General features: G+C 70.6%; 10 protein-coding genes. 8 read left to right on the forward strand and 2 right to left on the reverse strand.

Going from position 1 to position 13,149, the window contains the following annotated elements:
- Nucleotides 1–305: 305 nt before the first annotated feature.
- The 8 genes from N5I75_RS00920 to N5I75_RS00955 all read left to right on the forward strand — a co-directional run bounded on the left by N5I75_RS00920 (nt 306) and on the right by N5I75_RS00955 (nt 11,137).
- A complete protein-coding gene (locus N5I75_RS00920) occupies nt 306–4,169 on the forward strand; it encodes a sensor histidine kinase (RefSeq protein ID WP_476673231.1) in 3,864 nt (1,287 codons plus the stop codon).
- Between the two features lie 9 nt (nt 4,170–4,178).
- Nucleotides 4,179–4,592, forward strand: a complete 414-nt coding sequence (locus N5I75_RS00925) for a roadblock/LC7 domain-containing protein (RefSeq protein WP_164305831.1) — start codon at nt 4,179–4,181, stop codon at nt 4,590–4,592.
- 189 nt (nt 4,593–4,781) lie between these two features.
- Nucleotides 4,782–5,195, forward strand: a complete 414-nt coding sequence (locus tag N5I75_RS00930; RefSeq protein ID WP_476673233.1) for a DUF742 domain-containing protein — start codon at nt 4,782–4,784, stop codon at nt 5,193–5,195.
- Nucleotides 5,176–5,766, forward strand: coding sequence for a GTP-binding protein (locus tag N5I75_RS00935; RefSeq protein WP_324775236.1), 591 nt, complete (start codon nt 5,176–5,178; stop codon nt 5,764–5,766). The genes N5I75_RS00930 and N5I75_RS00935 overlap by 20 nt, the downstream gene beginning before the upstream one ends.
- Before the next feature lie 383 nt (nt 5,767–6,149).
- Complete coding sequence (locus N5I75_RS00940; protein WP_476673236.1) at nt 6,150–9,374, forward strand: sensor histidine kinase; 3,225 nt, start codon at nt 6,150–6,152, stop codon at nt 9,372–9,374.
- A 93-nt stretch (nt 9,375–9,467) separates the two neighbouring features.
- The gene (locus N5I75_RS00945; protein WP_026057603.1) at nt 9,468–9,881 is read left to right on the forward strand and encodes a roadblock/LC7 domain-containing protein; all 414 of its coding nucleotides are present in this window, start codon (nt 9,468–9,470) and stop codon (nt 9,879–9,881) included.
- Nucleotides 9,882–9,975: 94 nt separating this feature from the next.
- Nucleotides 9,976–10,566, forward strand: coding sequence for a DUF742 domain-containing protein (locus N5I75_RS00950; RefSeq protein WP_476673238.1), 591 nt, complete (start codon nt 9,976–9,978; stop codon nt 10,564–10,566).
- A complete protein-coding gene (locus tag N5I75_RS00955; RefSeq protein WP_324775244.1) occupies nt 10,547–11,137 on the forward strand; it encodes a GTP-binding protein in 591 nt (196 codons plus the stop codon). The genes N5I75_RS00950 and N5I75_RS00955 overlap by 20 nt, the downstream gene beginning before the upstream one ends.
- Nucleotides 11,138–11,213: 76 nt before the next feature.
- Here N5I75_RS00955 and N5I75_RS00960 read toward each other — a convergent pair whose 3' ends face one another.
- Nucleotides 11,214–11,405, reverse strand: coding sequence for an acyl-CoA carboxylase subunit epsilon (locus tag N5I75_RS00960; RefSeq protein ID WP_476673241.1), 192 nt, complete (start codon nt 11,403–11,405; stop codon nt 11,214–11,216).
- A gap of 27 nt (nt 11,406–11,432) precedes the next feature.
- Complete coding sequence (locus tag N5I75_RS00965) at nt 11,433–13,025, reverse strand: acyl-CoA carboxylase subunit beta (protein ID WP_476673243.1); 1,593 nt, start codon at nt 13,023–13,025, stop codon at nt 11,433–11,435.
- Between the last annotated feature and the right edge of the window lie 124 nt (nt 13,026–13,149).

The raw sequence follows: 13,149 nt of genomic DNA on the forward strand, positions 1-13,149 counted from the left end.
CCCGGTTTCCCCTAGATCACTTTCTACGGCTGGTTACCCTTCCCTCACGTGGTGTCACGGGTGGTGCGGTGCGTCCCTCGGGCCTTGTTGGAGATCCTGCACTGTGCTGAAATTCCCGGGACCGCCGCGGACTGCGCCGGCGCACGGGGGCGCGACACAAGCGCCGAGCGGCGGCGGTGGAGGGGGAGCCGACGCCGGTCACTCACGACCAACAGGGGGGCGTTTCAGGTCGCCCCTCGAACTACGCCGACACCGTCCTGCCCGCATACGCGAGCGGGACGCCTGGTCCAGAGGTTGCGACGCTAGTGCAGGGACGTAAGAACAGGGATGGCAGCGCTGCGGCGGAGCCGGAGCCGCGCGGCGGGACCGGCCCGATAACAGGCGGCTCCCAGCCCCCGCACGCCCAGAACCCGGGGCGCACGGCGTCCGTCGACGTCAAGGAGCGCGACGGGCGCTCCACGACGCCCGGCGGTGCCGCCACGCCCGAGCCGGCCCCCGCCAAGCCGAAGGGACCGACGGGCCCCGGCCCTCGCGTCGCCCTGCGCAACTGGCGCATCTCGACCCGTCTGGTCGCTCTGCTCACGCTGCCCGTGGTCGCCGCCACCTCCCTCGGCGCCCTGCGGATCGCGGAGTCCCTGGACGACATCCAGCAGCTCGACAACATGAAGCTGCTGACCGAGATGACGAAGCAGGCCACCGACCTGGCCTCGGCGCTCCAGGAGGAGCGCGACCAGTCGGCGGGTCCGCTGTCCAACGACCCCAAGGCGACGAACGACTTCAACATCAAGGCGGCGCGCGAGAAGACGAACCGCGCCCGTGACACGTTCCTGCAGGGCACCACGGACATCGAGGGCGACGCCGACAGCCTCAACGGCGTGCGCGAGCACGCCGTGCAGATCGCTCACGAGCTGATCAGCATCAACGAGATCCGGCGGAGCGCCTACGCCCGAAAGACCAACTCGTCGCAGACGGTCGAGGCGTACGCGCGCATCATCGAGCAGCTGCTCTCCCTGTCCACGGACATGGCCCAGGCCACCAGCAGCCCCGAGATGATCCAGCGGACCCGCGCCCTGGCCGCTTTCTCCTCGGCCAAGGAGTACGCGTCCGAACAGCGCGCCGTCATCGCCGCCGCGCTGCCGGCCAACAGCACTCAGTTCGGTTCGATCTCGGACACTGACCGCCAGTACGCGCTCGGTGCCGCCAACAACCAGAAGTCTGAGCTCGACTCGTTCCGGAGCGTCTACGGCAACGTCGCGGCGACGGAGCTGCTGAAGCCCATCGAGGAGAACAACGCCACCATCAAGGCCGCCGACAAGTACGCGGAGCGCGTACTGGCAAAGACGGACGGCGTCCGGACCCAGGACAAGCGTTCCTACAAGGACTGGGTCGACGCGGACAGCTCCCGGATCCAGGAGATGTCCAAGATCGAGCTGACGCTGCTCAACCAGATGGAGCAGCAGGCCCGTGAGCTGCGCAACTCCCCCGAGCAGTCCGCCATCGTCAACGGTGCGCTGATCCTGATCGTCCTCGGCGTCTCCCTCGTCGGCGCGTTCGTCGTGGCCCGCTCCATGATCCGCTCGCTGCGCCGGCTCCAGGACACTGCGACCAAGGTCGCCCAGGACCGCCTGCCCGAGCTGGTCAAGCAGCTCTCCGAGTCCGACCCGCAGGACGTCGACACGTCCGTGGAGTCGGTCGGTGTGCACTCCCGGGACGAGATCGGCCAGGTGGCCGCGGCCTTCGACGACGTGCACCGCGAGGCCGTCCGCCTCGCCGCCGAGCAGGCCCTCCTCCGGGGCAACGTCAACGCGATGTTCACCAACCTCTCGCGGCGTTCCCAGGGCCTCATCCAGCGCCAGCTCTCGCTCATCTCCGAGCTGGAGTCCCGCGAGGCCGACCCCGACCAGCTCTCCTCGCTGTTCAAGCTCGACCACCTCGCGACCCGCATGCGCCGTAACGGCGAGAACCTCCTCGTCCTCGCCGGTGAGGAGCCGGGCCGTCGCTGGACGCGCCCCGTGCCCCTCGTCGACGTGCTCCGCGCCGCCGCCTCCGAGGTGGAGCAGTACGAGCGCATCGAGCTGGCCTCGGTGCCGACCACCGAGGTCGCGGGCCGCGTCGTCAACGACCTCGTGCACCTGCTCGCCGAGCTGCTCGAGAACGCGACCTCGTTCTCCTCGCCGCAGACCAAGGTGAAGGTGACCGGTCACGCGCTGCCCGACGGCCGCGTCCTCATCGAGATCCACGACACCGGCATCGGCCTCTCCCCCGAGGACCTCGCCGCGATCAACGAGCGGCTCGCGGCGCCGCCCACCGTGGACGTCTCCGTCTCCCGCCGCATGGGTCTGTTCGTGGTCGGCCGTCTGTCGCAGCGCCACGGCATCCGCATCCAGCTCCGCCCCTCCGACTCCGGTGGTACGACCGCGCTGGTCATGCTCCCCGTGGACGTCGCCCAGGGCGGCAAGAAGCTGCCCGGTCAGGGTGGTCCCGGCGGTGGCGGTCCCGCCGCCGCGCAGGCCGCGGCCGGTGCCTCCGCCGCACGCCGCGGTGTCGCACCGGGTGGCGCGGGCAACGGCGCGGCGGGCCGGCTGAACGCCGCTCCCGGTGGAGCGCGCCCGCAGGTCGGCGCGGGTGCCGGCGGCCCCCGCGCGGCACTGCCCAGCCGGGACGGCGCGCCGGGTCCGCAGAACCCGCAGCATCCGCAGGGCCAGGGCCCCCGCGGCCCGCAGAACCCGCAGGTCCCGCAGGGTCCCCGCGACTCCGGTCCGCAGGGCCAGCAGGGTCAGCAAGGCCAGCCGCGCGGACCCCAGAACCCGCAGGCACCGCAGAACCCGCAGGCGCCGCAGCGGCAGCAGCCCTCGCTGCCCGCGCGCGCCCAGCGAGGCCCGCAGAACCAGCAGAACCCGCAGGTCTCCCAGAACCCGCAGAGCGCGCCGGCCCCGCAGGCGCCGACCGGTTCCGGCACTGGTGTGTTCGGGCAGGGCCCGGTCCCGCCGCAGCAGCGCACCCACAACGACCCGGCCGAGCAGCAGCAGGGCGGCGGCCGCCGCCGTCCGGTGCTGCCTCCGCGCGGCGGCCCGCGTGCCGAGCTGCCGGGCGGCAACCCGCAGCCGCGCGTGCCGAGTTGGGGCGACGAGAACGCGCAGCCGCGCCTCGACGCGCCGCGCGAGCACGACGAGCCGGACTCGACGGCGCGCTACCCCCGGGTGCAGGACGCGCAGCAGGGCCCGGCCGCCACGGCCGAGTTCGCCCGCCCCGACTTCGACGCGCCGCGCCCCGCGGACCAGGACAACGGCCAGTTCGTCCGCTCCGACGTCTTCGGCGGCATACCGGGTGGCGGGATACCCGGCCGGCCGAACCCGTCGGACACCGGTCAGTTCGAGCGGCCGCAGGACCCGGCCGCGACCGGCCAGTTCGCGCAGTACGAGCCGCAGCAGCCGCAGCGGAACCCGTCGGACACGGGCCAGTACGAGCAGCCGCGCTACGAGCAGCCGCAGGGCCCGTCCGACACCGGCCAGTACGAGCAGTACCAGGCGCCGGCGCAGCAGGACCCGTATGCGTACGAGCGTCCGGCGCAGCCGCAGCAGCCGCAGCAGGACTACCTGCCGCCGGCCGCCGGTCCCGGCGACGGCCGCACCCCGCTGTACGACACGCTCGAGACGAACTGGTTCCACGGCCAGCAGAGCCAGGGCAACCAGAACGGCCAGGCCAGCCAGAACGGTTACCAGGGTCAGGCTCAGGGTCAGGTCCCGCAGCAGGCGCAGCCCGCTCCGCAGGGCCGTTCCCTGCCGCAGCGCGGTCTGCCGCAGCGCGCGCAGGACGGGAACGGCGCGGCCCGTCAGGCGCCCGTCTCCCCCGACGCCGGCCAGACCCCGTCGAACTGGCGGCAGTCCCCCAACGACGAGCTGATGCGTCAGGCCGAGCGGGTGCGCAAGCCCGCCGCGGGCGGCGTCACCGTCTCGGGTCTGCCGCGCCGTGTGCCGCGGGCGAACCTCGTGGCGGGCACGGCCCAGGAACAGCAGCAGAACCAGACCGGCCCGCAGGTCTCACGCGCACCCGACGAGGTGCGGGGACGGCTGACCAATCTCCGTAGGGGCATCCAGCAGGGTCGGCAGGCCGGTAACTCCGGCCAGACCGGCAGCTACCCCCGCCCCACTCACAATCAGGAGCGTTAGTTGAGCCAGATGAGCCAGGCGGCACAGAACCTGAACTGGTTGATCACCAACTTCGTGGACAACACGCCGGGGGTCTCCCACACGGTCGTGGTGTCCGCGGACGGTCTGCTGCTCGCGATGTCCGAGGGCTTCCCGCGCGACCGCGCCGACCAGCTGGCGGCCGTGGCGTCGGGTCTGACGTCGCTGACGGCGGGGGCCTCGAGAATCTTCGAGGGCGGCCCGGTCAATCAGACTGTCGTGGAGATGGAGCGCGGCTTCCTCTTCATCATGTCCGTCTCCGACGGATCGTCGCTCGCCGTGCTCGCGCACCCGGACTGCGACATCGGCCTCGTCGGATACGAGATGGCGCTCCTCGTCGACCGGGCGGGCGCCGTGCTCACCCCGGATCTGCGCGCAGAGCTGCAGGGCAGTCTTCTGCACTGACCTGACCGGGGTGACGGCCGGTAACCCCGGCCACACCAGAAGTCTGGTGCATCACCCGCCCCGGAGACCAGAGAAGTCACGTAATCCCCTTCCGATCTGCGTCCTGTCACCGTAAGGCCGTCACAATCCCCCCACCGGCCCACCCTCAGACGGCAGGCCGTCAGGCCCGCCGTCCCGCCCGGAGGATCCATGACCCCGCCCACCGCTCCTCACGATCCGTACGGCAGCGCAGCCGCACAGTCTGCCTACGGTTTTGAGGGCGACCAGCCGCTGGTCCGCCCGTACGCGATGACCGGCGGCCGGACCCGGCCGCGCTACCAGCTCGCGATAGAGGCGCTCGTCTCCACGACCGCCGACCCGGCGGCGCTGATGACGCTGCTCCCCGAGCACCAGCGCATCTGCCACCTGTGCCGTGAGGTGAAGTCGGTGGCCGAGGTGTCGGCCCTCCTGTCGATGCCGCTCGGGGTGGCCCGGATCCTCGTCGCGGACCTGGCCGAGGCCGGGCTCGTCGCGATCCACCAGCCTGGCGGCGACGAGAACAACGGCGGTGCGCCGGACGTGACTCTGCTCGAAAGGGTTCTCAGTGGACTTCGCAAGCTCTGACGGCGCCACCGGGGCGGCGCCCCGGTCGACGACCTCGGCCAAGATCGTGGTGGCCGGTGGCTTCGGCGTCGGCAAGACCACGTTCGTGGGCGCGGTCTCCGAGATCAACCCGCTGCGCACCGAGGCCGTGATGACCTCGGCCAGCGCCGGGATCGACGACCTGACCCACACCGGGGACAAGACGACCACGACGGTCGCCATGGACTTCGGCCGTATCACCCTCGACCAGGACCTGATCCTGTACCTGTTCGGCACCCCCGGGCAGGACCGTTTCTGGTTCATGTGGGACGACCTGGTGCGCGGCGCGATCGGCGCCGTCGTCCTCGTCGACACCCGCCGGCTCGCCGACTGCTTCCCCGCGGTCGACTACTTCGAGAACTCGGGGCTGCCGTTCGTCGTCGCCCTCAACGGGTTCGACGGGCATCAGCCGTACAACCCCGAGGAGGTGCGCGAGGCGCTGCAGATCGGTCCCGACACTCCGATCATCACGACGGACGCCCGGCACCGGGCCGATGCGAAGAGTGCCCTGATCACGCTGGTGGAGCACGCCTTGATGGCCCGCCTGAAGTAGCCGGTGAGGCAGCCGGAAACAGTCGGAAGTCGGCCATCAAGTGGCCAGAACCGTACGGTAGTTGTCGTAGCGATTTCGGCGGCCCCTGTGGCGTTTGACACGCGGGGCCGCTGTGTTCATAACGTTTCGACAGAGAATTCCATGGGCGTAGACACACGTCGCGCACACCTGGTTCCACTGTGCGCACAAGAGCCCCGCCTTTTGGCGGGGCTCGCTCTTTATGACCGTTTTATCTGGGGCATACATCACGGGGAGGTTCCGCTTCCGACTGTTTGGAGGTGCGCCTCCTGACGTGCTGGAATGCGTCGAACTGCCCAGTAGATCGGGCCTGAAGACATACCGCGGCACGACGTGAGTGCCGACGCCGAGAGGTTGTTGGTCGAGTGAGGCGAAGCAAGAACAGTCCCGAGCCGGCGTCGGCGCGGGGCAACTTCACCCCGCCGCCGCGTACAGCGGCGCAGGCCGCCCCGGCCGAGACGGCGGCGCCCGAGCCGTCGGGCGGCCGGATGTCGCCGCGCAACTGGCGTGTGCCCACCAAGCTGAACGCCATTCTTCTCATACCCGTCCTCGTCGGCCTGGTCATGGGCGGTTTCCAGGTCAAGAACTCCATCGACACCTGGCACGAGGCCGAGGACGCCGAGTCCACCGCGCGCCTCGTCCAGGCGTCGCTGACCTACGGCAACCGGCTCGTCGAGGAGCGCGACATCTCCGCCGCGCCGCTCCTGCAGGGCAAGAAGAACGACCCCGACGTGGTCAAGGCGCGCGCGGCGACCGACTCCGCCGCCACCGAGTTCCACGCCGCGGCGAAGAACATGCCGCACAAGGAGGGCCTGGAGCGCCGTCTCGCGCAGTTCACCAAGGTCGAGGGCGGCCTGGACCAGCTGCGCGCCGCGTCCTACACATCCAAGCTCCCGGGCGTCGCGACCGAAGAGGGCTACGTCGCCATCCAGCACCCGCTGATGGAGTTCGCCAACGAGCTGGGCCTCGGCACCGGCAACATCACCAGCTACGGCCGTACGGTCTACGCGATCTCGCTCACCAAGGCGGCGCTCTCCCTGGAGCGCTCCATCGGCATGCACCTCCTGGTCAAGCCCGGCGTGTCCTCCGAGAGCTTCGCCAAGCAGCGCACCGCGCTCGGCAGCTACGCCTACCTGGAGAACATCGCCGTCGAGGAGTACAAGGGCGGCGGCACGCCCGAGGACCTCAAGAAGCTCGAGGACGCGGCCGAGCAGCTGAAGAAGGACGGCGCCAAGCAGGCCGCCGCGGCGAAGGCGAAGGACCCGGACTACGTCCCGCCGCCGGCCGAGACGACCGACATGGTCGCCGCCATCGTCGGGATGCCCAGCACCCAGCCCAGCGCCCGCGTCGCCCTCGCCGAGAAGGGCGTGACGGCCGAGAACTGGTGGGCGGTCAACACCGCCAAGTTCGACATGTACCGCACCATCGAGTCCGACCTCGCCGACAAGGCCGTGACCGAGGCGTCCGGCATCGCCGCCGACGCGAAGCAGCAGGCGATCATCATCGGTGCCGCCGTCGTGATCGCCCTGCTCGCCGCGTTCATCATCGCCGGGATGATGGCCCGCCAGATGTCCCGCTCGATGCGCCGCCTGCGCTCCGCCGCCTTCGACGTGGCCGAGCAGCGTCTGCCGATGCTGGTCGACCAGCTCTCGCGCACCGAGCCGGGCCGTGTCGACACCCGCGTCCAGCCGATCCCGATCAACACGCGTGACGAGATCGGCGAGGTCGCCCGCGCCTTCGACCAGGTGCACCGCGAGGCCGTCCGGCTCGCCGCCGAGCAGGCGCTGCTCCGGGGCAACATCAACGCGATCTTCACCAACCTGTCGCGCCGCAACCAGTCGCTGATCGAGGGCCAGCTGACCCTCATCACCGACCTGGAGAACAACGAGGCCGACCCGGACCAGCTGGAGAACCTCTTCCGCCTGGACCACCTCGCGACCCGTATGCGCCGCAACGGCGAGAACCTCCTGGTCCTCGCCGGCGAGGAGCCCGGCCGCCGCTGGGACCAGCCGGTCCCCCTCGTCGACGTCCTGCGCGCCGCCTCCTCCGAGGTGGAGCAGTACGAGCGCATCGAGCTGTCCGGCGTCCCCGAGGCCGACATCCACGGCCGCGCGGTCACCGACCTCGTGCACGCGCTCGCCGAGCTCCTGGAGAACGCCACGACGTTCTCCTCGCCGCAGACCAAGGTCCGCGTCACCGCGACCCGTCTCCCCGACGGCCGCATCATGATCGAGATCCACGACAAGGGCATCGGCCTCACCGCCGAGGACTTCGCGGACATCAACCACAAGCTGGCCAACCCGCCGACCGTGGACGCCGCGATCTCCCAGCGCATGGGCCTGTTCGTGGTCGGCCGCCTCGCCGACCGGCACGGCATCCGTGTCCAGCTCCGCCCCTCGGGCGAGCAGGCGGGCACGACCTCGCTCGTCATGCTCCCGGAGGCCATCACCCACGGTGGCGGCGGCGGGCAGGGCGGCAACGCGACCGACTTCGACGAGTTCACCGTCTCGACGATGATCCCGCAGCAGGAGCAGCAGCCCCAGCAGGCGTTCGAGAAGGCGCCGCTGCGCACCGCGGCCGAGCTGGGCTTCGACGACAGCCGCTACGAGGTTCCGGACGACGCCCGCGAGCTGGACCCGGTCGGCCGTTCCCTGATGCGCGAGGAGCGCCGTGCGGCCCTGGAGGCGCAGGCGCAGGGCCAGGAAGCGGTGGACGACCGTCCGCTCTTCCGCGACGAGGTCCCGCAGGCCCAGCCCCACCCGGCCCAGCAGGAGCAGGCGGATCACTCGGGCTACCCGGATCAGTCGGCGTACGACGGCCAGCAGCTCGGCTACGACCCGCAGCAGCAGATCGCCTACGACGATCAGGGTCAGGGCGTCTACACCGATCAGCAGCAGGTTTCCTACGACACCTCGCAGCAGAACGGGTACGACCCCTTCGCCCCCGCGCAGCCGTCCTACGACAACGGGCAGCAGGGCGCGTACGCGTCGGGACACACCTCGCCGGACGGCTATGCGGAAGCCGGCGCGGACGCCTACGCGGCCTACCCGGACCGCGGTCAGCAGGACGACTGGCCAGTACGGGAGTCCTACCAGGGCGACTTCGGGTCGTCGTACGCGCCCGATGCGGAATCCGCGCAGGCCGCTGACGCGGCGGACCTGGACAGCGTAGGCTTCGGCCCGGGCACCACCGCCGGATCAGGACCGGCGGCCGGTCCCTCCCCCTCCGTCACGCACGAGGTAACGGACGCCGGACTGCCGCGCCGCGGCGCCGGCGCCCTCCAGCGCCAGGACCCCGCGCAGGAAGCTCCCGCGGCGGCCGGCTCCGACGAGACGACCGACTGGCGCTCGGCCAACGACGAGCGGTGGGGGCGCGCGGAGCGGCTCAAGCAGCCCAAGGCGGGCGGTGTCACCGCTTCCGGACTGCCGCGCCGGGTGCCCAAGGCCAACTTGATCGAGGGCGCCGCGGAGTCCACGCCGCAGGGCGGCCCGCAGATATCCCGAGCCCCCGAGGACGTCCGGGGCCGGCTGAGCAATCTGCGGCGCGGCGTGCAGCGTGGACGCAGTGAAGGCGGTAGTGAGCAGCAGTGACCACAGCGACCGTAGTGACGAAGAACGGCCAGGACAGCGGGTTTCCCGGTGGCCCTGACAGCACCTACATCCAGGAGCGTTAGTGTGAGCCCGATGAGCCAGGCGGCACAGAACCTGAACTGGTTGATCACGAACTTCGTGGACAACACCCCCGGGGTGTCCCACACGGTGGTGGTCTCCGCCGACGGACTCCTTCTGGCGATGTCCGAAGGGTTCCCCCGCGACCGCGCCGACCAGCTGGCGGCCGTCGCGTCGGGACTGACCTCGCTGACCGCGGGCGCGTCCCGCATCTTCGAGGGTGGCGCGGTGAACCAGACAGTTGTGGAGATGGAGCGGGGATTCCTCTTCATCATGTCCATCTCCGACGGTTCTTCCCTCGCCGTCCTTGCACACCCCGAAGCGGACATTGGCCTCGTCGGGTACGAGATGGCACTTCTCGTCGACCGCGCGGGCACGGTTCTCACCCCGGACCTGCGCGCCGAGCTACAGGGAAGCCTTCTCAACTAGCAGACAGGCGGTGCGTTTCCGCGTCCCGTGGCCGTAAAGTTTCGGGACGCGGCTCCACAGTGATGGTGCCCAGCGCAGTCGGAGGAGGAAGTACGTGTCTGGTTCAGCAACACCCCCGAGCGGTTCGTCGGCCCACTGGCCGCCCTACGGCCCCGCACAGGGCCAGGGTCAGCCGGGCGCGCACCGTGACAACGGGTCGGGGAACCGGTACAACTTCCCGTCCACGCCGAGCCATGCCCGGCCGGCCCGGCAGCCCGGCCCCTACGACCAGCCGTCGGCACCCCGCATCCAGCCTGTGCAGCCGCAGCCGCGTCCCGACGCGAGCCCCGCGCCCGCTGCGAAGAACAACCCCCTGGTGCGCCCGTACGCGATGACGGGCGGCCGCACCAGGCCCCGCTACCAGCTCGCCATCGAGGCGCTGGTGCACACCACCGCGCAGCCGCACCAGTTGCAGGGCCAACTGCCCGAGCACCAGCGGATCTGCCAGCTCTGCCGGGAGATCAAGTCGGTGGCCGAGATCTCGGCCCTGCTCACCATCCCTCTCGGCGTGGCCAGGATTCTCGTCGCCGACTTGGCGGAGGCGGGCCTGGTCGCCATCCATCAGCCCGGCGGCGACGAGAGCGCCGGCGGTCAGCCAGACGTGACATTGCTCGAAAGGGTGCTCAGTGGACTTCGCAAGCTCTAGCGGAGGGCCGGCAACTCCAAGTCGTTCCACCACGTCCGCGAAGATCGTGGTGGCCGGCGGGTTCGGCGTCGGCAAGACGACGTTCGTCGGCGCCGTGTCGGAGATCAACCCGCTGCGCACCGAGGCCGTCATGACGTCCGCGTCCGCGGGCATCGACGACCTCACCCACACGGGGGACAAGACGACCACCACGGTCGCCATGGACTTCGGCCGCATCACGCTCGACCAGGACCTGATCCTGTACCTGTTCGGCACGCCCGGCCAGGACCGTTTCTGGTTCATGTGGGACGACCTGGTGCGCGGCGCGATCGGCGCCGTCGTCCTCGTCGACACCCGCCGCCTCGCCGACTGCTTCCCGGCCGTCGACTACTTCGAGAACTCGGGCCTCCCCTTCGTCATCGCCCTCAACGGCTTCGACGGCAACCAGCCCTACGGCCCCGACGAGGTCCGCGAGGCGCTGCAGATCGGCCCCGACACCCCGATCATCACGACGGACGCCCGCCACCGCGCGGACGCGAAGTCCTCGCTGATCACGCTGGTGGAGCACGCGCTGATGGCGCGCCTTCGCTAGCCACCCGCACAGCTACGACAGCGGCCCCGCCCTCCTCACGGAGGGCGGGGCCGCTGTCGTGGGCCGCTGTGTGCGCTCAGCGCCAGCTGTGCGGGGCGCGGAAGCCGGGCTCGCGCTCCAGGCGGCGCCAGCCGGCGCGGTTCTGGCGGACGCGGTGGGCGGGGGCGGCCGGCTGGGCGGCGGCGCGGGCGAGGAGGATCGCGGTGATGGCGGCGACTTCCTCGGGCTCGGCGTGGCCCTTCTCGACACGGATGTCAGTGTTGGACATGGGCGGGTCTCCTACGAGTGGGTGCCGCTACTGCGGCGGGTTGCCGTGCTTGCGGGAGGGCAGGTCGGCGTGCTTGGTGCGGAGCATCGCCAGGGACTTGATCAGTACCTCGCGGGTCTCCGCGGGGTCGATGACGTCGTCGACCAGGCCGCGCTCGGCCGCGTAGTAGGGGTGCATCAGCTCGGACTTGTACTCCTTGACCATGCGGGCGCGCATGGCCTCGGGGTCCTCCGCCTCGGCGATCTGGCGGCGGAAGATGACGTTGGCGGCGCCTTCCGCGCCCATGACGGCGATCTCGTTGGTCGGCCAGGCGTAGGTCAGGTCCGCGCCGATGGACTGGGAGTCCATGACGATGTAAGCACCGCCGTACGCCTTGCGCAGGATGAGCGAGATGCGCGGGACAGTGGCGTTGCAGTACGCGTACAGGAGCTTGGCGCCGTGGCGGATGATGCCGCCGTGCTCCTGGTCGACGCCCGGCAGGAAGCCGGGGACGTCGAGGAGCGTGACGATCGGGATGTTGAAGGCGTCGCACATCTGGACGAAGCGCGCGGCCTTCTCGGACGCCTCGATGTCGAGGACACCGGCGAGGGCCTGCGGCTGGTTGGCGACGATGCCGACGACCTGGCCGTCGAGGCGGGCCAGGGCGCAGATGATGTTGCGGGCCCAGCGCTCGTGGACCTCCAGGTAGTCGCCGTCGTCGACGAGCTCCTCGATGACCTTGGCCATGTCGTAGGGGCGGTTGCCGTCGGCCGGGACCAGGTCGAGGAGGACGTCGCCGCGGCGGTCCGCGGGGTCGTCGGAGTGGGTGGTCGGCGGGTTCTCGCGGTTGTTCTGCGGCAGCATCGACAGGAGGTAGCGGACCTCGGCGATGCAGGTCTCCTCGTCGTCGTAGGCGAAGTGGCAGACGCCGGAGGTCTCCGCGTGGACGTCGGCGCCGCCGAGCCCGTTCTGCGTGATGTTCTCGCCGGTGACCGCCTTGACGACGTCGGGTCCCGTGATGAACATCTGCGAGGTCTCGCGGACCATGAAGACGAAGTCGGTGAGGGCGGGGCTGTAGGCCGCGCCGCCCGCGCACGGGCCGAGCATCACGCTGATCTGCGGGATGACGCCGGACGCCTTGGTGTTGCGCTGGAAGATGCCGCCGTACCCGGCGAGCGCCGAGACGCCCTCCTGGATGCGGGCGCCCGCGCCGTCGTTGAGCGAGACCAGCGGGGCACCGGCCGCGATGGCCATGTCCATGATCTTGTGGATCTTCGTGGCGTGGGCCTCGCCCAGGGCACCGCCGAAGATCCGGAAGTCATGCGCGTAGACGAAGACGGTACGGCCCTCGACCGTGCCCCAGCCGGTGATGACACCGTCGGTGTAGGGCTTCTTGGCCTCCAGGCCGAACCCGACCGCCCGGTGCCGGCGGAGCTGCTCGACCTCGTTGAACGACCCCTCGTCGAGCAGCAGCTCGATGCGCTCGCGCGCGGTCAGCTTGCCCTTGGCGTGCTGGGCCTCGGTCGCCTTCTCGCTCGGTCCGCGCAGGGCCAGCTCACGGATCGCGTGCAGCTCGGCCACGCGTCCGCGGGCGTCGGTGGGATCGTCCCCGGCGGAGGCGGTGTCGTCCAAAACGGTCATGTAGTGACCATACGAAGCCGACCAAGGAAAACGGGCCGTCGACTTCGCACAGTCTCCGGCTCGTTTTCCTGGTAGCCCTGAACAGAACCGGCGCCTCATGCAGCCATAGTTACTGCTCAGACCC

The organism is Streptomyces sp. R818 (assembly GCF_056172735.1).